Genomic DNA, 21,075 nt, shown 5'->3' on the forward strand with positions numbered 1-21,075 from the left:
TTTAAAAAACCTGTTGTTCTTCAATACATATAGACTGAATATTAATCGATTACTTACAAATTATTCAGACGGATGGCGACTATGAGCATTCGAATATGGCGATGGGTAAAATCAGCCGCGCTTTAAAGCAAATGGCAAAGGAGTTTAACTGTCCGGTTGTTTGCCTGTCACAGCTCAACCGCAATGTTGAGGCGCGCAGCAATAAGCGACCATTAATGAGTGACTTACGTGATTCCGGCTCCATCGAACAAGATGCGGACGTCATTATTTTGCTGTACCGCAACTCGTATTATGAAACAGAAAAGACCGATTCTCCTGATTTACTGGAATTCATCGTCGCGAAAAACCGCAACGGTCCGACTGATACAGCAAAAGCCATCTATAACAAAAAAACAGGACATATTTGGACAAGGAGCGAAGTGAATGCCTAAAATGAGTGTCTATAACCTTCTATTGGGGATGATCAAACATGAGGAAAACTTCGGTGCTTACTGGATTTATCTTGCTTTAAAGAAAGGCTATTTACAAAAACTAACACTTCCTATACCTAGTATCTATTACTTCTCGGAGTAATCTTATCTGTTGAAAAATAATCATTAAGTATCTAATGCCTACTTAAATCATATACCTATACAATACGCATTATTTAATTAATTGATTAATCGATTATAATCGATTATTATATATTCAAACAAGTAATCGATAGAGGTGAGCGTAATGAAGACCCCCTCTGTTAGGATAGATGTCGTACCGAGCTTACGTGGCATAGTAAAGTAAAAACACGGAGGTCGAGACAAATGACAATGAAAAGAGAACGTATCCGCTACACGGCTGAACAAAAAAAAGCCGTTGTTGCACGCATGATGCCACCACAAAACGAAGCGGTAGCGAAAATAAATGAGGAAACAGGCATTACAGAAGCCACCCTATATAAATGGCGCAAGGAAGCACGTGCAGCAGGTAGTGCAACACCTGGCAATGGTCAAACAAGCGACAAATGGAACAGCCATGATAAATTTTTAGTAGTAATGGAAACCTTCTCGATGAATGAAGCTGAGTTAGCGGAATATTGTCGTCGAAAAGGCTTATATCGTGAGCAGATCGAAGCGTGGAAAGAAGTTTGTCTTCAGGCAAATGGTCAGGCATTTGATCAGGCAAAGCAGTTGAATGGGCAATTAAAGGAAGAAAAGCAGCGGGCAAAGGCGTTGGAGAAGGACTTACAGAAGAAAGAAAAGGCATTGGCAGAAGCGGCAGCCTTATTACTCCTTCGAAAAAAGGCCCAAGCGATTTGGGGGGACGACGAGGAAGAATGACCTGCCCGTCAAATCGCAAACTCGCAGTAGAATTGATTCAAGAAGCGAACCGAAACGGGGCGCGATTGGCAAAAGCATGTGAAGAATTGCATATTAGTGTTCGCACGTATGAACGTTGGGTAAAGGACGGGGAAATCCAGTGGGACCAACGCCCTATCGCTAAGCGTCCCCTACCGAAAAATAAGCTGTCCGAAGAAGAACGAACAGAGATTTTAACCGTTGTGAAGCAGGATGAATATGCCGATTTACCACCAACACAAATTGTCCCAAAGTTAGCCGATCAAGGAACGTACATCGCTTCAGAATCAACATTTTACCGTGTATTACGCGAAGAAAAGATGCAAAATCACCGAGGCTTTAGTCAAAAACCGACGAAGCGGGTACCGGAAAGTCATCTTGCTGTGGCACCGAATCAAGTATGGACATGGGACATTACGTGGTTAGCAGGACCTGTGAAAGGTATGTTTTATCGTCTTTATTTAATCATTGATTTATTTAGTCGCAAGGTTGTCGGCTGGGAGGTTTGGGAAACCGAAGAAGCAAACTATGCGGAGCAACTGGTGCAAAAAGCGGTACTGAATGAAAAAATTCAAGGTGCACCACTCGTCCTTCATTCGGATAATGGCAGCCCGATGAAAGCCTCCACTTTTCAAGGGTTTCTGGAGAAAATGGGCATTCAAAGCTCGTATTCAAGACCACGTGTCAGCAACGATAATCCCTATTCAGAAGCGATGTTTCGGACGTTGAAATACCGCCCTGATTTCCCGCGAAAAGGGTTTAAGTCCGTAGTGGAAGCACGTGCTTGGGCATTAAAATTTGTCCGCTGGTACAACGAAGTACATTTACATAGCGCCTTGAAATTTGTGACGCCGGTGCAGTGCCATACTGGTAAACATATCGGAATTTTAGAGAAAAGAAAATTAGTGTATGAAGAAGCCAAACAAAAGCATCCAGAACGTTGGGCTGGGCAGACACGCAATTGGTCAGCGCAACAACAAGTCGCACTGAATCCGATAAAAGAAGTCGTTCAGGAATAAAAAATCCCCCTTTTCCCTGTTGAAGTTCAATGGAAAGCGATTTTCTTTCCATTGAACTTCAACAGGACAGCAAGCACAGCGCGCTAGCTTCGATTGAATTGGGGATTTGATTGGAACGAATAGGAGTTTAGTAGAAAAGTAAAATAGCTCGATGCGACAACTATATTGACAAACACCGCCATCCAGACTCTAACATATTCCATGTATTTTCATAAATTGTAGTGAATTGTCAGAATTGTTTGTGCACCCGGTGCGTGAAATAAAAACTCCCCTGCGACGTTTAGTCAACTAATTAAAGTAAAAAGCAGCCAAGAATGTGTATTAGTCTTAGCTGCTGAATCGAACGTTCCCAAGCTATGATTGAACTGCACCCCATTTGTTAGACACATCTAACAAGGAGGTGCCGTTTTTTTATGGCTAAAATGAGTGCAGAAGAAAAATTAGCAGCGGTTCAAAGATATGTAAATGGAAAAGAAAGTTCAAGGAAAGTAGCGGCTGATATAGGGGTATCCCATCGTTACCTATTAACTTGGGTGAAACAATATGAACATAACGGTGTAGAGGCCTTTGTAAAACGATATACAAATTACACGAAGCAGTTTAAACTAGACGTACTTAACTACATGACTGAACACGGTACGTCCTTATACGAAACCGCTGCTATTTTTAAAATAGCGGCTGCTTCAACGATACGAAATTGGAAAAAACAATTCGAAGCACAAGGAAAGGATGCCCTTCAGCCAAAGAAAAAGGGGCGTCTATCCATGAAAAAAGAAACGGCTAAACAATCTAAGAAAACACCAGTAGAAGGCTCTACTCAAGCACTCCAAGCTCGCATTAAACAGCTTGAAATGGAAAACGAGTATTTAAAAAAGTTGAATGCCTTAGTTCAAGCCAAAGAAAAATCACCACGAAAGACAAAGTAAAAGTCATTTGTGAATTAAGGCATAAATATTCGGTGAAAGCACTTGTGGCATTCGCAGAAATTAAACGCAGTACGTACTACGATATAGTGAAGAAGATGAATCGACCCGATCTGAACGCTGATTTAAAGGTCGAAATTCAAGCGATTTACGATGAACATGAAGGTCGTTATGGTTATCGTCGTATTCGTGATGAGTTAGCGAATCGTGGGCAAAAAGTGAATCATAAGAAGGTTCAACGCATCATGAAAGAGCTAGGTTTAAAGTGCTTAGTACGTATGAAAAAATATAAATCGTATAAAGGCACAGTCGGTAAAATTGCGCCAAATATTTTAAATCGTAATTTTACGGCAGAGGCTCCAAATGAAAAATGGGTAACCGATATTACAGAGTTTAAATTATTCGGAGAAAAGCTTTATTTATCACCTGTTTTAGATCTATTTAATGGTGAAATTATTACCTATACAATTGGTTCAAGGCCGACCTTTTCCCTTGTTTCAGACATGTTAGAAAAGGCGTTAGAATGCTTACCAGAAGACCACCAGCTATTAATGCATTCCGATCAAGGCTGGCATTATCAAATGAAACAATATCGACACAGTCTTGAAACAAGAGGCATTGTGCAAAGTATGTCTCGTAAAGGTAACTGTTACGATAACTCCGTGATGGAGAATTTCTTTGGCATCATGAAATCTGAATTTCTCTATTTAAAGGAATTTGAAAATATCGAGCAATTCAAAAGAGAACTAGAAAAATATATCAACTACTACAATACCAAACGGATTAAGGCAAAATTAAAAGGTATGAGCCCGATACAATATCGAACTCATGCCCAAATGGCTGCCTGAAATTACCGTGTCTAACTTTTAGGGGTCACTTCAGATTTGGGAACGTTATTTTGTATAGAGTTGTATAGCCTTTACTAACTTAATAAATGGATAACTCTAATTTTTGAATTATTTCTTTGTAATTCAAAATACAATCATTAACTGATAGAATTGCAAAATACGGAGTTGGTTTTAAATCAGCCAATAAACATTCATCATAAATAATACTAATATTCAATTCTTTTTGAGGTTTCACTTTTTTTTCTAATAGGAAGCTTGATAATTCCGCATAAATTTTCTGTCCCTTTTCATCAACGGACCGCTCAACTGAAAATCGCCCAGCAAAGCTTGCCCACCATACCTCAAAGGATTTGTATATTTCGTTAAATGCATGTAATGTATCATCTTGCTCAACAAATAACCTGTGATAAAATACGTATTTATCTTCAATGAAAATATGTGCATCATCTAATCGCTGTTCAGAAATCCGTTTCGATATTTCACCCCACAGCTCTCTATACTGCATTTCAAAATCTTCTCGAAAGCCATATTTTATTGGGATGTAAGGGAATTTCAAATCATCTCTAGTCTGACCCTGATTTAAGAATATATTTTGAATATAAACTAAAAAATTTAACGAATAAGAGGCTTCTGTCACCATTAATAATGTATTTTTCATTTAATCCCCCTAATTTATCTAACTTTAAGTATTACAATAAGATGAAGATTATACAGCGACAACCACTGTTAAATCAGTAGTTGTCGCTGTTTGAAATGTTACCAAGCTTTGATTTGGGAACGTTTTATGAATAGCTTTGTATAAAGTATTATGATTTAATATTTTATTGAGTTATTTATTATCCAAGTAATCTAATAGTCTACCCAAAGAATCGATCTTGGCATATGGATTTATTGCGGTATCATTCTTTGCCATATGTGGATTGAACCATATACCTTTTATGTTTGCATTTTGACAACCCATAATATCCTTTTCTAGGTCATCTCCAACGAATAAGGTTTCTTCTGGTTGTACATTAAGCTTATTTAATGCTAATTCAAATATACGTCTGTCGGGTTTGCTAAATCCTACTTCTTCGGAAATAAGTATTATATCAAAACAACTGTTTAAATTAGTATTAATTATTTTAGCATTCTGCCTCTGAGTTAAGCCGTTCGTGATAATTGCAACTTTTACGTGTGTTTTTATAGTATTTACAATCTTTATAGTATCTTGTTTTATAGAAAAACAATTTGGGAAATTATTATTCCAAAAATCTTGAATATCATTGCTGGGCAATCTATGTTTAGGTGGAAATTCATCAAAAAATGATTCTAATACTTTGGTTTTATCGCTATAACCATACGCTCTCTTATCATATTCTTTGAATTTTTGTAGCATTTCGTTTTTGGTTGAATGGTTAACACCTTCATAACATTTTTCTGAAATCATAAAAAACATTTGATCCACTGCGTTATCCCTATCAAGCAAGGTATCATCTAAATCAAATATTATTGCCTTATAACTTAGCAATTAACTTCCCTCCCTTATGTTTTCTTAGATTGAACAAGGATACCAAAGTGTCATTTGGGAACGTTATTAAATAAAGAAATGTATATTTTATTCGTCAAATTTCATTGGAATATCAACTAATGAATAATCACCCGTCCATTTTTGTGTTGTGATAATCAAATCCTCACCTTGTTTTTCAAAGAAGAGTCCACTTCCATCTTTTCGTTTGAATACCCATTCTTTTGGGCTCAACATATCTATGATTATTTCATCAACAATAGATTGATTTTGCTCGTTTACTATGTACCATTCTTTCCCGTTTTCACTAGTTAATTTAATGATTTTTTCGTCAGATTTATTTAGTTTTTCAATCACTTCTTTTTTGCTTATAGTTTCTATTGGTAACGGAGGGTAATAAAGTTTGTTGTAAAATACAAATGCTCCAGCCAATACTACGATTAGTCCGAATGTTATTAATAATCTCTTCATAAGTCACCACCTTTTAAACAGTTATATAAGCTATATTCGATTTAACATTCTAATGTCCTTTTAAAATCGTTCCCAAAGCGACGTTTGGTAACATTTTATTTGAGATTCTATTTATATGTTACAGCCATTCAGAACAGGTGGATTGAACAGTCCTCTTTAAAATAATTTTTCATAGCGTCTCAAGGGATTATTTTCTATAAAAACAGCGACAAACAATGATTTAACAGTGTTTGTCGCTGTTTGAAGTGCTACCAAAATTTCATTTGGGAACGTTATAGTTTTATTTTGTATACTTTATAAATTTTTGAACTTAATTTTTATTCTTTAACTTTCAATAACCTTAAACTGTTTAGCGTTACAAGTAGTGTTGCTCCCATATCAGCAAAAATTGCGATCCAGAGTGTTAACCAACCAGGCATAACTAACAGTAATGCTACTAATTTAATTGCTAAGGAGAAGGTAATATTTTGTTTGATAATGACTAAAGCTTTACGGCTTAATTTAATTGTATATGGTAATTTGCTTAGGTCATCAGACATTAATGCGATATCAGCAGTTTCTAATGCTGTATCAGTTCCAGCACCGCCCATTGCCACTCCAACTGAAGATGCTGCAAGTGCTGGTGCATCATTTACGCCATCTCCAACCATTGCTACACTTTGATGTTTTTCTCGTAGTTTTTTTATGAAATTCAATTTATCTTCTGGTAGTAAGTCTGCTTGAATATCAGAAACACCGACTTGTTTTCCAATTGCTGCTGCGGTTCTTTGATTATCCCCTGTCAGCATTACCGTTTCAATTCCCATGTGATTCAGTTTACTGATGACTTCTTTTGAGGATTCTCTCATTTCATCTGCAACGGCAATCAACGAAAGAATTTCTTTTTCCGTTCCCAAAACCATTACAGTTTTACCTTGAGTTTGCATACGAGTAATATTTTCTGTAATAGATGTTTCAATACCATTTCGAAGGGTTTCTTCAAACAAATTCGGACTTCCTACATAGTACATTTCATTATTTACTTTGGCTTTAACGCCTTTTCCTGTAATAGATTGGAAATCTTCAACCACGATACCTTTAAAGTTTAATCCGCTTTCTTCAGCTTTTCTCATAATCGCTGAAGCTAATGGATGTTGGGAACCATTTTCGATGGCTGCTGTTATTGTCAATAATTCATTTTCGTTCCCGTCAAATGTTACGATATCTGTTACAGCAGGAACACCTTTCGTAAGAGTTCCTGTTTTATCAAACGCAATCGCTTTTAAGTGTCCAGTTTCTTCTAGATGGATGCCACCTTTAATTAAGACACCATTTTTTGCTGCATTTCCAATTGCAGTAACAACAGCCACTGGAGTTGAAACAACTAAAGCACATGGACAACCAACCACTAATATTGCTAAACCTTGATAAATCCATTCACTCCAATCTCCACCAAACAGTGGTGGAAGAACGGCAATTAAAGCAGCCAAAATGACAATTGCAGGTGTATAGTATTTCGCAAATTTATCTACAAATGCTTGAGAAGGTGCTCGCTCTGCCTGTGCTTCTTCTACAAGATGAATAATTTTCGAAAGCGTCGTATCTTCAACTCGTTTTGTTACTTTTACTTCAAGCAAGCCTTCTTCGTTTAAGGTTCCCGCAAAGACCTCATCATTTATTGTTTTAGTTACTGGAACACTTTCTCCAGTAATTGCAGCCTGATTTAACGTGGAAGTTCCCTTAATAACTGTTCCATCCATCGCTAATTTTTGACCAGGTTTTACGATTATGATATCTCCAACCTGAATATCTTCAACATGAACCATCGTTTCTTCAGTTCCACGGCGAATTAACGCTTCTTTTGGAGCAATATCCATTAATGATTCAATAGATTGACGAGCCTTATCCATTGAATAACGCTCTAATGCTTCACTAATAGCGAACAGAATGACAACCATTGCCCCTTCGCCCCATTCACCAATCACAGCAGCTCCTAAAATAGCAATCGTCATGAGCGTATTCATATCGAACTTTAATCTGCTTAGATTTTTAAACCCTTTAATGAATAGCGAATATCCACCAATTAAAATAGATGCTGCATAACCGATTGTTGGAAGGATATGTTCTTCCCCATATTGCTCCCCTAAAAACCAACTAATCACAAGTAAAACGACTGAAATATAAACCTTAATATTTTCTTTTTGCTTCCAGAATGGTTCACGTTCCACTTTTTGTTCTTTTTCATCCCGAATCTTTAAATTCTCAAATGCTCCTGCTTTTTCTAGTTCCTCAATTGTTGCATCGCCTTTCACATACACTTTAGATGCACCAAAATTAACCTTTGCATCCTCAACACCTGGTAAACCTTTAACGTTACTTTCAAAAATAGCTGCACAATTTGTACAAGTAAACCCTTGAACACGATAGGTTTTCATTTCTTCTTCTGTTAATTTGCCTTGTTGCTCAGACATTGACCTTCACCTCTTTCTTATGTGCTAATGCAAGGGTGAACAATTGCTTGATATGGTCATCATCCAGTGAATAAAAGGCTAATTTGCCTTCTTTTCGATACTTTACAATCCCTTGCTTATGAAGAGTTCGAAGGTGATGAGAAGCTGTTGCAACAGAAGAACCAATAATATTGGCAACATCACAAACACATAACTCATCATCTTGGCATAAAGCAAAGGAAATTTTTGCTCTATTTTCATCTGCAAGTGCTTTAAACAATTGGGCAACACTAGAAAGATCTTCTTTTTCTAATTCACCTTGTATTCGATTGACTTTTTCCTCGTCATAACAATAAATTTCACAAGAATCTTTCTTACTCATTAATATCCCACCTTATTATTCAAATATTCATTTGAATATATTATAACCCTTTTTCGCTTTTATTCAAACATTTATTTGAATGATACAATAAATAAAAAAAATTGGGTTATCCCAATTCCAACTATATATTCTTATTCAATTGAACTGACCCGTTAGTTTGAGAACAGAATGTCACAATCTATAAATTTATCTTAACGTAAATTTTCCAAATTCCTTTCAAAAGAAAAAAACCATTAGAAAATTAAGCCAACGATTCGCACCAATTTTAGTACTAAATTAGCAAGACCACATAAAATTATGCGGTCTTGCTAAAACGGGCGATAAAAATTATGTTAATTTAAGGTTTAATTCATCATAAATGTTTATATAACAACAAAAAGAGAGACACAAAATTCATATATGAATTGTGTCTCCAATTCCACTGTTTTTTACTGTTTTCTCCCCAAATCCGAACCGTTGTAACCGCTAAAATAAACTTAACAGTTTTTGCTCATTTCAATTGAACACTTTTTCACCAATTTAATAGTTTCCTGTAAACTGGAATTATCAGTTTATAAGGAGGCTGTACTAATGGAGGAGAAGCTTGTGTTACATATCGAAATTCATCAATTACGCAATCGTCGATTTAAGGTTGCACAAATCGCAAAACGACTAAAAATATCACGTAACACCGTGTATAAATATTTAGATATGTCATTTGAAGATGCAGTAAATGAATTTAGTCAGACTGGACGCAAAAAGAAGCTGGATGAATACCAAGATTGGATTGTAGGTTGGTTACTTGAGTTTCCTAGCTTAACGGGGGCGCAAGTCTTAGATTGGCTACAAGAAAAATTCCCAACGATTGATGTAGGAGAAAGTACGGTTAGGCGTTATGTAAATGAAATTCGTGAAATTTATCAAATTGAAAAAGTAGATGAACCTCGCGAATACGAAGCCGTCATTGAGCTGCCTCCAGGGAAGCAATTACAAGTAGATTGGGGACAAACCATTCAAAAAACAACGGTTGGTAAAGAAGTGAAATTATATTTCGTTGCCTTTGTGTTAGCACACTCCCGGCATAAATTCACGGTGTGGTTAGATCGACCTTTTACAACAAGAGATACAATAGACTGTCATGAAAAAGCTTTTCAGTTTTATGGCGGTATAACGGATGAAATTGTTTACGATCAAGACAATTTAATTGCGGTAAGTGAAAACGCTGGGGATCTTATTTTAACTCAGGAGTTTCAACAATACGTAAAAGACCGGAAATTTAAAATCTATCTGTGCCGCAAAGCAGATCCCGAATCGAAAGGCAAAATAGAGAGTGTTGTAAAATACGTAAAATATAATTTCGCTAAAAATCGAATTTATACAACACTTGAGGACTGGAACGATAGGTCTTTAAAATGGTTAGAACGTACAGGGAATTATAAAGTGCACAATACAACAAAAAAGAGACCTTTCGAAGTGTTTCTCCTGGAAAAGCAACACTTAAGAAAAATCTCTACACCGCTTCCTAAATTAGAAAGCAACCATACAGAAATTATAACAAGGAATGTCAACAAGGACAACACAGTTCGGTACGCATCTAATCGATATTCCGTTCCACTGGGAACATATACGAACTATCCAGTCATACAAATAGTGCCCCAAGGGCAGAAATTAAAAATATTAGTACCGCATACTGGCGAAATTCTTACGGAACATACCATTAGTTTAGAAAAAGGCAAACTGATAAAAAATATAAATCATGGACGTGATCGCTCTAAGTCGCTCGATGAGTTACAACGTAATGTGCTCACTTTATTTCCATATAAAGGAGCCGAGCAATATATTCAAGATGTTTGTCATACATACGGTCGATATCGTAGAGATCAATTATTGTTATTCCAAAAAATTGCGAAAGAGAACCCAGAATGGATTTCTGCAGCAATTGATAAATGTATTCAAGAAAAGTTATATAGCGCAAATGAGTTTCGAGATGTGGTCGCCTATTTTAAGCGAACAAAAATTGAACCAGAGCAGCCAATAACTACTGTAAAAGAATCAAAAGAATCGCTAGCAATAGCAGTTCAAACGAGAGATTTAAAAGAATACATTCAACGTATGGGAGGCAAATAATATGAGTAAAAGTGTGGCAGATATCCAACAGGCATTTAAGCAATTACGTTTAGCAGAAACGGCTGAGGGGCTCCCAGAGCTTCTCCGCCAAGCGGAACAAGTATCGTGGACGTATTTAGAATTCATTGATGAGCTAACAACATTAGAGCTTAGAAGACGAGAAGAAAAGAGTATCGAAAAGCGTTTATCGTGGGCACGTTTCCCATACCATAAGCCGTTGCATATGTTTCAGTTAGAGGAGCAAACAGCGATTACAGAGCGCCAAATGAAACAGCTACAAGAGTTCCAATGGTTAGAGCAAAGTTACAATTTAATTCTTTTAGGACCACCTGGTGCAGGGAAAACGTTATTGGCCGTAGGCTTAGGCATTGAAGCCATTCAAAAAGGCTTTCAAGTCTATTTCATAACAATGGGAGAATTAATTCAGTTATTGAAAACAGAGGAATTTACACATCGCTCACAAATCCAATTAAAACGTTTGAGAGCGTCAGATTTAATTATTATCGATGATGTGATGTATATGGCTTTAGATCAACGGGAAGCCACTTTATTCTTTCAACTCGTACATCAGCTATACGAACAAAGTTCGCTAATATTGACATCAAATCGAAGTCCAGAAGAATGGACAGAGTTAGTGGATAACCAAGGGATGATGACTGCTATTTTAGACCGCCTGTTACACAGAGTCGAGGTCATTCATATGAACAATGAAAGTCATCGTTTAAAACATCAACAAAGAATCTTTAACGAATAAAAAGTGTTCATCCTTAATGAGCAAAAAATGTTCAATTTGGGTTGACGGTGACAACCGTTAGTCTTTTCTGCCTCCTTTTCTTTTTGCTTTTTTATTATATAATTTTTAAAGGGGGTGTAATATGTTGAGAATTATGAGTGAAGATGAAGAAGAAAAATATCTAAAAGAACTTGAAGAAAAATACATATCTAAATACAGTTATTCTTCTTTAGAAGTGATTGAACTTTCTATTACAACTATAGGTTACATGCTTTCAACTGTTGAAATTGACAGTAATAAAGACCATCACAGGGAAATCTCTACCATAAAAAATCGTTTTAAATCAAGTCTTAGGCAATTGAAAAGATTGCTGGAAGAAGAAACTATTTATAAGCCTGATGCTTTATTTAATAGTTATTTTAAAGTAGAAGAGTTGACAAGAATGGTTAATGAACTTGTTGTCATTAGAGATCAGTATGAGCATATTTTAGAAAATGAAAGTAGTAATGAAGTTTTTCTACTTACAGACAAACTAGAGGAAATGAATAACTCTGTTGAATTATTTATAAAAGAGTTTAGAGAAAAACTTAATTTATTGTAATAAAAAACAAGCAGGAGCTATTCCCGCTTGTTTTTCTTATTTGGTATAATCCCAACCCTACTTCTGTAAGTAACTTTTCTACTTGCCAAAACATAGGTTAGTTTGGGTTTTGCATATGGAGACGGTGGGGCTTCTGGAAGCACCACTAGCAATTGCTGTAATTCCAGTGTTTATACAGGTCTTCAGCTAGTTACAAAAAACATTAACTACGGATTTAACTACGTTTAAATTTATTTACCTAATAGTTGCATTTAATTTAACTCTATTTCATATATATAATTTAAAATATATTTAGCTTTTGTAATAAAACAATTCCCCCAAAAATAAAACATATATTCCCAAAAATTTATTTACATGTTATATTTATTTAAAATAATTGCGAAAAGGGGTGTACTTATGATTACTTTTGGGAATAAACTAATACTATCAAAAGTAAATAATACTCACCGTCGTTTTAGATTGTTTTCAACTTTTGAGAAAAGGGGCAATTCTGCAATGCTAAATGCGGTCTTAGATCGACGTGATGATAAGGAGGAGTTAGTTATGAATAAACCTTCTATTATTGAATTAATTGAAGCTTTAGGATACAACGATATACCACCAATTCATCTTTCACCTGGTGTTCAAAAAGATATCGATGAAAAAGGGGATGTCTTTAAAGCACTCTTTGAAGAGGAGTTGTTACAACGTTATGACGAGGCCTGATCCACAAAAAATCCAAAGAATGCTCAAACAAGATGCTGAAGATAGGTCCAAAGCCCAACAAGGTGAATTTTTTATGGCTAATGTCCAATCTTCAGCAGGTTTAATTATGCGACATCCTGTATTAATAGTAGGAAAACATAATGATAGCAATGATAATGAAGATGTCATTGCATGCTTATGTACATCACAACCTAAACGTAGTAATTATGATTTACCTGCTAAATTAAAAGAGGATTCTTTTGTTAGGACTAATAAAATATATTTATTAGGTCGCAATCAATTAATTCATAAAATTAGAAGACATTCAGTTACCCCCCAAGAAATTACTAATTACATAATGAGTGCAAATACAGCTATAAAAATATTATAAATTAAAAGAGCCTCGATAATTTCGAGGCTCTTTTAATTTTAATTCACCGATTCACTTCCCCATAAACCTCATGCATCATATCTTCCATAATCACGGACTTAAACTCATCATTCTCCAATATCTTCATAAAGAACTCTTGGTTACTCCCCATACGGTCAATAACAAAATCCATGAATGTTTTTTCGAAAGCGAACTTGAAATTTTCTTTTGTGTTGTTTGCTGCTTTTTGGCGTAGGTCATCATCATTCAGCATATCCTCTTTCACTTGCTCACGAGAAAGGAAATCAGTCTCTGTGAATTGTGTGCCAAAGCGCTCATTTAACTTTTCTAAAATGCTTGATAAGCGAACTTTTTCATCCTCAGCACCACCACCAGCACCATGTTTCTGTGGATCAAGCTCAACGCCACCTGTTTTTTCTAGCTCGATGCTGCCTTCAAATACCTTTTGATTACGGTAATATTCCAGTGCGACATCATCCGCTAAATAAACATCCTTATCCTCTTTGCCACGTGGCAGTTTGCGTAGTAAGTACGTTAAATAAATATACTGTTTGTGTAATCCTAAGTCGATGAACGTGACCACTTGCAGTACAAAGCCATACGTACGTGTGAATTTCGTTGCTGCCTGCTTAAAAGCAAGCTGTTCCTCTTCTGATAAACGTTTATAGCGTTCAACACCTTGATCAAGAAGCGCATTTAGCTCAGCTTGTGCTTTCGTTGATTTCTTTACACCGCCTGTCACTTCAAGCTCATTTACCCTCTGTACCTCATCCTCCGTAAACACTTGATACGGCTCAATATCGGCCTGCATATCATACAATATGTTAGGATCAGTAATTTCTGATAAACTTGTTGATTCGTAATACGGCTGGAAAGACTCTTTCATTTCATCTGGATCATTCACAAAATCAAGTACAAAGGTGTCATCTTTACCTGGACAAGTTCGGTTTAAACGTGATAATGTTTGCACCGCTTTAATTCCGCTAAGTGGCTTGTCTACATACATTGTGTGTAGCAATGGCTCATCAAAGCCCGTCTGATATTTCTCCGCTACAAGCAGCACCTTGTATTCATCTGAGTTGAACTTTTCAGGTAGCTCCTTATCTGAGAAACTATTCATATCTGGCTCCGTATAATTAATTTCGCCATCTTTTACCGTACCAGAGAAAGCGACGACTGTTTTCAAATCATCATAGCCCATCTCGTCAATGTATTTATCAAACGCAATTTTATAACGGACTGCATGTAAACGACTTGCTGTTACAACCATCGCCTTTGCACGCCCGCCGATTTTACGCTGTACGAAATTGCGATAATGCTCAATAATGATTTCTGTTTTTTGTGCAATGCTATGCGGGTGCAGTGACACATATTGCGCCAGCTTTTTCGTTGCTTGTTTTTGTGATACTTCTGGATCATCGTCTACTTTTTTAGCAATTTTCCAGAACGTCTTATAGGTTGTATAGTTTTCAAGAACATCTAAAATAAAGCCTTCCTCGATTGCCTGACGCATTGTGTACTGATGGAATGCTACTGGCTTACGATCAATGCCTGCTGTTCCGAACTTTTCTAACGTCTTTGGCTTTGGTGTGGCTGTAAATGCAAAGAAAGATACATTATCTTGCTTACCGCTTTTCATGATAGCTTCTACAATTTTCTCGTCCACATCATCTAAGTTGTCTTCTGCAATGCGGTCTTCCTCATACGCTACTTCTAGCGTTTTATCAGATAATACATTCGTTAATGCAGTGGAGGCTTTACCACCTTGTGAAGAATGTGCCTCATCAATAATAACGGCATACTTTTTACGTTCTAGGCCCGCTACCTTTTCTAAAATGAACGGAAACTTTTGTAGCGTTGTGATAATGATACGTGTTTCATTGTTAATCGCACGTGCTAATTGCTCAGAATCTTTATCAACGGGCATCACCATCCCGGCTTTATGCTCCAGCTGGTACACTGCATCCTGTAGTTGCTTGTCTAACACTCGGCGGTCGGTAATTACAATAACGCTGCTAAAAATCGATTCATTATCCTCGTTATGTAGCTTTGCTAAACGGTGAGCAAGCCATGAAATCGAATTCGTTTTGCCCGAACCTGCACTATGTTGAATTAAATAATTATGGCCAACTTGCTTTTGCTCTACATCTTCCTCTAGTTTACGCACAACATCTAACTGATGGAAACGTGGGAAAATAAGCATTTGACGCTCACCAATCGTGTCACCGTTTGAATCTTTAATGTCATCCTTCTTAATAAAGATGAAGCGGTATACAATATCAAGCAGGCTATCTGGCTTTAAAATGTCTTCCCATAAATAATGCGTGCGGTAATTTTCACCATAAGCTAAGGGATTACCTTTCCCGCCATTATTGCCTTTGTTAAATGGTAAGAAGTACGTTTTTCCTTTATCCAGCTTCGTTGTCATAAATACTTCATCTGGATCAACCGCAAAATAAACCGCCACACGCTCATTGAATTTAAACAGCTGCTCACGTGGGTCACGATCATACTTCAATTGCTTCATCGCATGTTCTACCGTTTGATTTGTTAACGGATTTTTCAGCTCCATCACAACAAGCGGCAGACCATTTAAAAACAGCACCATATCTAAGCTATTGTTATGCTTGTCACTGTAATACACCTGGCGAGCAACATGAAATCGATTTAGCTTGTACTGCTCATTTAACGTCTTATTCATATCTGTCGGCGGCTTATTATACGCAAGCTGTAACGTCACACCACGGTCTTTAATACCTTTACGCAAGCATTCCACTAAGCCCTGCTTATGCAGCTGGTCTTTAATGCGCTTTAGCACTTCTTCTTTGTAAGAAGGGCCATATGACTTCTCTAGCGTACGCATACGTTTTTCCTGCGTATCCTCTAAGAAAGCAAACAGTTCCTCTACGTCAATGGAATGCTGCTTAAAAGCGATACTTGCATCCCCTTCAAGCACACGCTTTTTATAGCCAGTCGCAATTAGCGCTGCTTCAATATTCGTTTCAAACCCTTTTTCTGAAGTATCCACTGCCATCACAACTCACCTCACTTAATCAAGTTCCATATCACTTACATCAATTTTTCCTGTTACCGCTTCGTAGATTAGGACTTGGCGGTATTCTTTTAACTTTTTGATTTGATTTTTAACTAGAATTATACTTTCTTCAATTGCTTTAGTTTTTTGTTCTAAATATACAGCAATTTTCTCTTGTTCTTCTAAAGAAGGTAACAGCACTGTAAAATTCCTTAAAAGTCCTTGTGATAACGATGCCCTTGTGACAAGATTCATTTCTTTTACAAAGTAACGTTTACCTAATGCACTTCTAAAATAAAATCTTGCAAATCGAGGATTTAAACGGTTCGTCGTCGGTCTGAATCTGATTAAAAAACCTGCAAACGTTGCTTCAGGTATCGTTTCTAAACATGTTGAAGCGAAACCAATCTCATCAATAGTTTCTGAAGTACGTGTAAAAAATACATCGCCATAATTTACCGAGTAAAGTTTCTTATCTTCTGCTGTTGCATTAACTAAACCACTGGCATTTTTAGGTAATACTTCATTTTTATAAACATCGCCATAACTAATAAAAGGTGTACCAAAACCAAATTCTTCAGAAGATTTGCTAATGCCATTTTGCAAACGTCCTATATAGCCCAATTTACTCAGTTCCCAATGCTCTGGAACGTCACCAATCCATTCAACACCTGAACCTTTCATTTTCACATTCGAATTCAAACCTTTTGTTACGGCTTCTGTGATGATTGATTGGCGTTGTTGTTCTAATAAATTGATTAAAATCATCTGATTTTTTATTAAATTATCAATATTATTTACTTTGTTGTCTAAATACGAAACAATTGTATCCTGCACTATGCTACTTGGACTTAATATTTTATATTTTTTTAAATCCTCCATTCTTAATGATGGCTGCATATGAGAAGGTATTAAGGCCTTTTCGTAATTGAATAAACACATTAGTTGATAGTAATAAAATCTAATATTAAATTTATTATTTTTAGATATCATTATTAGACAATTTTGTGATAAAGAAAATTTCCCTTTTAAATGAGCAACTGTCATAACTTTTGCTCCAACAGTTGTAGTAAAAAGGCACTCACTTAAATCATAATCAAATGAATCAATTAAACCCATTACACCATTATTTTCCGTTTGCCCACTATATACTGGATACTCCCCAGGATTATCATAAAGATATTCTTTCGTATATAATGCTGCATTCTTCCCTTTTTCAAAAGAAAATAACTTTTTTAGAGGTTCTACTTTCCAAAGACTTTCATTAGTCGTCCATGATAATATACTCATCCCATCACCTTCTTCAACTGCTCCGCAATCTCCACTTCTAACGCACGGATTTCGTCCATAATTTCTGCTGAACTACGTAGTGTAGTATATTTATAGAACTGGCGAGTGAACGGAATTTCATAGCCAATCTTCGTTTTCGTTTCATCGATCCATGCATCAGGTACATGCGGCAATACTTCACGTGCAAAGTAATCGTGGATGCCTTCTGATAACGGTACATTTTCTGTATCACGTAAGTCGGTATCTGGTTCAATGTCTGTTTTATTTTTCATGCATACATCAGCTGTCTCATCTTTTTCAGAAAGGCCTACTAGAATCGCTTTTAATACTGGTGCACCAATTGTAATATCAGCTTCTTTAAAAGCAGTCTTTACTAGTTTCGTGAACTCATCACGATTTTTATAGAAAGTATCACTCGCTAATGTGCGTAACACATAAAGAATTTGCGTTTGCAGCTTCTTGCCTTCTTCGATTTCAAAGTGACCTGCATCGCCCTTTTTCTTAGTAGTGGCTAAGTTCGCAAAGCCTTTTTCCTCTACAACACGTGCAAGACGTTCTTCATTTACTTGGAAGTTTAAACGTAATGGACGTTCCACTGTAATTTTTGCATAGCCAAAATCTTCATTATCAAAAATCTTCACATGCTCATGTGGCTGTGCATCACCGTATAAACGAACGATTTCATTGATTTGCTCTTCTGTAATTTCGTTACGCTTGCTACCCATCGACTTTTTCATTTTTTTCGAGAAGTCCACCGCATTCACTAAACGTACCTTGCCTTTATGAAGAGGCGCTTTATTATTCGTTAAAATCCAAATGTATGTTGCAATACCTGTGTTGTAAAATAAGTCATTCGGTAGCGCTACGATGCCTTCTACTAAATCATTCTCTAATACATATTTACGAATTTCACTTTCACCTGAGCCTGCATCACCTGTAAATAAAGGTGAGCCGTTCATAATGATGGCTAAACGGGAGCCTTGTGGGTTTTCTGCTGTTACTGGCTTCATTTTTGATAGTAGATGCAGTAAGAATAATAGCTGTCCGTCACTTGTACGAGGTGTACCAGGACCAAAACGGCCATCAAAGCCTTTTTCTTCGTGCTCGGCTTTAATTGCTTTTTCATGCTGCTTCCAATCAACCCCATATGGCGGATTAGAAATTAAATAATCGAACTTATCATTCGGGAATTGATCCCCTTTTATTTGACCAGAAACATTTGCCGGTAATAACGTATTACCTAGACGGATGTTACGTGCATCTTCACCTTTAATTAATAAATCAGCCTTACATATTGCATACGATTCTCCGTTGATTTCTTGTCCGAAAAATTCTAAATGTGCAGTAGGATTTTGGCTTACTAAATACTCCTGTGCGACAGAACCCATGCCACCTGTACCAGCTGCTGCGTCATATAATGTTTGTGTTAAGCCTGGCTTTGTTAAAATACTCGCATCATCATGCAAGAACAGTAAGTGCGTCATTAAACGGATTACCTCACGTGGCGTGTAGTGATCCCCTGCCTCTGCATTCTCGTTAAAGCGACGGATTAATTCCTCAAACACATAACCCATCTCAATGTTCGATACAGTTTCTGGATGCAAGTCGATTTCACTGAAGCGTTTAATCGTTAAGTACAGTAAGTTATTTTGCTCCAGCTTATCAATTTGGCGCTCAAAGTCGAAATGCTCCATAATATCACGAGCCACTTTTGAGAAGCCATTTATATAGTCACGCAAGTTATCTGCAATATTCTCTGAATCAGTTAATAGGTTGTTAAAGTTGTATTTACTGATGTTATGGAAGTTTTGCTTTGAAGCACGATTTAAAATCGGCTCACGTGCCTCCTCAGTCATTGAAGCGAACTGCTCTGCCTTCGCTAGTACCTCTTCTTTTGTGCTTTCTAATACGCAGTCAAAGCGACGTAATACTGCTAATGGTAAAACAATTTTACCGTAGTCCTCTGGCTTATATGGTCCTCGTAAAATTTCTGCGATTGACCAGATAAAGCTTACTTTATCTTGGAAGTTAATCATTTATATACCTCATTCAAAAATTTATTCGAATTCTACGTGCGGTGGAGGATAATGGAGTTTTCGTGAGATACGTTCCATATAGCAAGCTCAAATCACTTCACATCAACTTCGTAAAATTTCGGTTCACTATTTACAATTATAACTGTTCAAACAACAAAACGTAACATAAGTAAATAACATATTTAACCAAGAGTACAGGCCTTGCTCTTGACTTGATATTAGTAATTAATTATGGACAAGTTTATAAAGTGAACAAGATTGAAACTACACATAAAAGGCAGGTTTTAAAGATAGAACAAGTACAAACAATTAATCAAACAAATGTAATTGACATGAATATGATCAAGATTCGATTAAGTGGTATGTTAGCTGAAGTAATTGTACGCAGTGCTAGTGCTATAAATCATAATAGAAGCGGTGGACGTAAAACTTCCTCTCTTAAGTTGTATACAGACTTAACAGATGAAGAAGTACAGCACGCAGAAGAAGTACGTTCACGTTCGATTAGTAATACGCTGAGAAAATTTAAACGCTTGTTATACGCAAACTTTTCACATGGTTTTACATTTTTAACGCTTACGTTTGATCGAGAGAAGTGCGACTTTGATACATCCGATGCAGCTATTTGCCGTACGAAGTTTACAACCTTTTGGAAGAACTTGAAGCGTGGCACAAAACCCGGTGAATGCATTGCTGAGGATATTAGCATGGTGTATTTAGGTGTAATCGAATTTCATCAAGATGGTTCTGTACACTTTCATATACTGTGTCATGTCTCTAGTGAATATTGCGAGCTTTTAAAGAAGAAATGGCATCATGGGTACTTAGATTTTCAACGCTCAAACGGTGATCCATTATCCGTTCAAAAAATCGAAAGTTATATGCGTAAAGGTATCCATGACCCTCGATTAAATCAGGAAAATCATCGTTATTTAGCGAGCCGTAAGTTAAAACAACCCGTCATTTTCAAATTTACGAATAATGGCCTACCTACTTGGATAAATGACAATAACAGCGAGCTTAAATTTAAAGACAACAGTGAACATGGTTTCACGTACTATCAGTTCATTACACGACTGACAGAAGATGAGTTTCATTCTTACATAGAAAGCTCAGATGCTAACCAGCTCCATTATTTAATCGAGCAGATGGAGATGATTCAGCAGCAACTAGCTGATGTAGCCTAAAAACTTCAATACATTTATCTAAAAAGAAGAGCTTTATCCGATCTTTTAATAAATCTATTACACGAACTTCACAATATCTAATCTAACGACAAAGGAGTCATTT

17 protein-coding genes and 1 pseudogene are annotated in these 21,075 nt (G+C 36.5%); 10 read left to right on the forward strand and 8 right to left on the reverse strand.

Features of this window, described 5'->3' with window-relative positions:
- Nucleotides 1-44: 44 nt before the first annotated feature.
- The 4 genes and pseudogenes from B5473_RS07895 to B5473_RS07905 all read left to right on the forward strand — a co-directional run bounded on the left by B5473_RS07895 (nt 45) and on the right by B5473_RS07905 (nt 4,121).
- A complete protein-coding gene (locus B5473_RS07895) occupies nt 45-431 on the forward strand; it encodes a DnaB-like helicase C-terminal domain-containing protein (RefSeq protein WP_303047311.1) in 387 nt (128 codons plus the stop codon).
- Nucleotides 424-573, forward strand: a complete 150-nt coding sequence (locus B5473_RS20640; RefSeq protein WP_176142051.1) for a hypothetical protein — start codon at nt 424-426, stop codon at nt 571-573. Before B5473_RS07895 ends, B5473_RS20640 begins: the two co-directional genes overlap by 8 nt.
- Before the next feature lie 230 nt (nt 574-803).
- Nucleotides 804-2,350 (forward strand): annotated as a pseudogene (locus B5473_RS07900) (IS3 family transposase).
- Between the two features lie 413 nt (nt 2,351-2,763).
- Nucleotides 2,764-4,121 (forward strand): IS3 family transposase gene (locus B5473_RS07905; protein WP_139377713.1). Its coding sequence is split into 2 segments (ribosomal slippage): nt 2,764-3,217 and nt 3,217-4,121, totalling 1,359 coding nucleotides; the frame shifts between segments, so codons are not numbered across the junction.
- 79 nt (nt 4,122-4,200) lie between these two features.
- Here B5473_RS07905 and B5473_RS07910 read toward each other — a convergent pair.
- The 5 genes from B5473_RS07910 to B5473_RS07930 form a co-directional block, all read right to left on the reverse strand.
- Nucleotides 4,201-4,779, reverse strand: a complete 579-nt coding sequence (locus B5473_RS07910; RefSeq protein WP_079524378.1) for a hypothetical protein — start codon at nt 4,777-4,779, stop codon at nt 4,201-4,203.
- 171 nt (nt 4,780-4,950) lie between these two features.
- Nucleotides 4,951-5,613: an HAD family hydrolase gene (locus B5473_RS07915; protein WP_079524522.1), complete on the reverse strand. Its 663-nt coding sequence runs from the start codon at nt 5,611-5,613 to the stop codon at nt 4,951-4,953.
- A 105-nt stretch (nt 5,614-5,718) separates the two neighbouring features.
- A complete protein-coding gene (locus B5473_RS07920; protein ID WP_079524379.1) occupies nt 5,719-6,099 on the reverse strand; it encodes a hypothetical protein in 381 nt (126 codons plus the stop codon).
- Between the two features lie 317 nt (nt 6,100-6,416).
- On the reverse strand, nt 6,417-8,549 hold the full coding sequence (locus B5473_RS07925) for a heavy metal translocating P-type ATPase (RefSeq protein WP_079524380.1): 2,133 nt from the start codon (nt 8,547-8,549) through the stop codon (nt 6,417-6,419).
- Nucleotides 8,542-8,910: an ArsR/SmtB family transcription factor gene (locus tag B5473_RS07930; RefSeq protein ID WP_079524381.1), complete on the reverse strand. Its 369-nt coding sequence runs from the start codon at nt 8,908-8,910 to the stop codon at nt 8,542-8,544. Before B5473_RS07930 ends, B5473_RS07925 begins: the two co-directional genes overlap by 8 nt.
- 585 nt (nt 8,911-9,495) lie before the next feature.
- Between B5473_RS07930 and istA the strand changes: the two genes are divergently transcribed.
- The 5 genes from istA to B5473_RS07955 all read left to right on the forward strand — a co-directional run bounded on the left by istA (nt 9,496) and on the right by B5473_RS07955 (nt 13,425).
- On the forward strand, nt 9,496-11,016 hold the full coding sequence (gene istA, locus B5473_RS07935; RefSeq protein ID WP_368483368.1) for an IS21 family transposase: 1,521 nt from the start codon (nt 9,496-9,498) through the stop codon (nt 11,014-11,016).
- A 1-nt stretch (nt 11,017) separates the two neighbouring features.
- Nucleotides 11,018-11,770 (forward strand): IS21-like element helper ATPase IstB, encoded by a 753-nt coding sequence (gene istB, locus B5473_RS07940; protein ID WP_079523243.1) that lies wholly within the window; start codon nt 11,018-11,020, stop codon nt 11,768-11,770.
- A gap of 121 nt (nt 11,771-11,891) precedes the next feature.
- Nucleotides 11,892-12,350 carry a hypothetical protein gene (locus B5473_RS07945; protein ID WP_079524382.1) on the forward strand — a complete coding sequence of 153 codons (459 nt, stop codon included), beginning with the start codon at nt 11,892-11,894 and terminating at the stop codon, nt 12,348-12,350.
- Between the two features lie 396 nt (nt 12,351-12,746).
- On the forward strand, nt 12,747-13,055 hold the full coding sequence (locus B5473_RS07950; protein ID WP_079524383.1) for a hypothetical protein: 309 nt from the start codon (nt 12,747-12,749) through the stop codon (nt 13,053-13,055).
- Nucleotides 13,042-13,425 carry a type II toxin-antitoxin system PemK/MazF family toxin gene (locus tag B5473_RS07955; protein WP_079524384.1) on the forward strand — a complete coding sequence of 128 codons (384 nt, stop codon included), beginning with the start codon at nt 13,042-13,044 and terminating at the stop codon, nt 13,423-13,425. Before B5473_RS07950 ends, B5473_RS07955 begins: the two co-directional genes overlap by 14 nt.
- Nucleotides 13,426-13,468: 43 nt before the next feature.
- Here the strand turns inward: B5473_RS07955 and B5473_RS07960 are convergent, their stop codons facing one another.
- From B5473_RS07960 to B5473_RS07970, 3 genes are read right to left on the reverse strand one after another with little or no spacing between them, the layout of a single operon-like run.
- Complete coding sequence (locus B5473_RS07960) at nt 13,469-16,459, reverse strand: type I restriction endonuclease subunit R (protein ID WP_079524385.1); 2,991 nt, start codon at nt 16,457-16,459, stop codon at nt 13,469-13,471.
- 15 nt (nt 16,460-16,474) lie between these two features.
- Nucleotides 16,475-17,749, reverse strand: coding sequence for a restriction endonuclease subunit S (locus B5473_RS07965; protein WP_079524386.1), 1,275 nt, complete (start codon nt 17,747-17,749; stop codon nt 16,475-16,477).
- Nucleotides 17,746-19,785: a type I restriction-modification system subunit M gene (locus tag B5473_RS07970; protein ID WP_079524387.1), complete on the reverse strand. Its 2,040-nt coding sequence runs from the start codon at nt 19,783-19,785 to the stop codon at nt 17,746-17,748. The genes B5473_RS07965 and B5473_RS07970 overlap by 4 nt, the downstream gene beginning before the upstream one ends.
- Nucleotides 19,786-20,117: 332 nt before the next feature.
- Here B5473_RS07970 and B5473_RS07975 point away from each other — a divergent pair, with 332 nt between their 5' ends.
- The gene (locus B5473_RS07975) at nt 20,118-20,972 is read left to right on the forward strand and encodes a rolling circle replication-associated protein (RefSeq protein ID WP_139377715.1); all 855 of its coding nucleotides are present in this window, start codon (nt 20,118-20,120) and stop codon (nt 20,970-20,972) included.
- The last annotated feature ends 103 nt before the right edge of the window (nt 20,973-21,075 follow it).

This window comes from Solibacillus isronensis, assembly GCF_900168685.1.
Lineage (GTDB): Bacteria > Bacillota > Bacilli > Bacillales_A > Planococcaceae > Solibacillus > Solibacillus isronensis_A.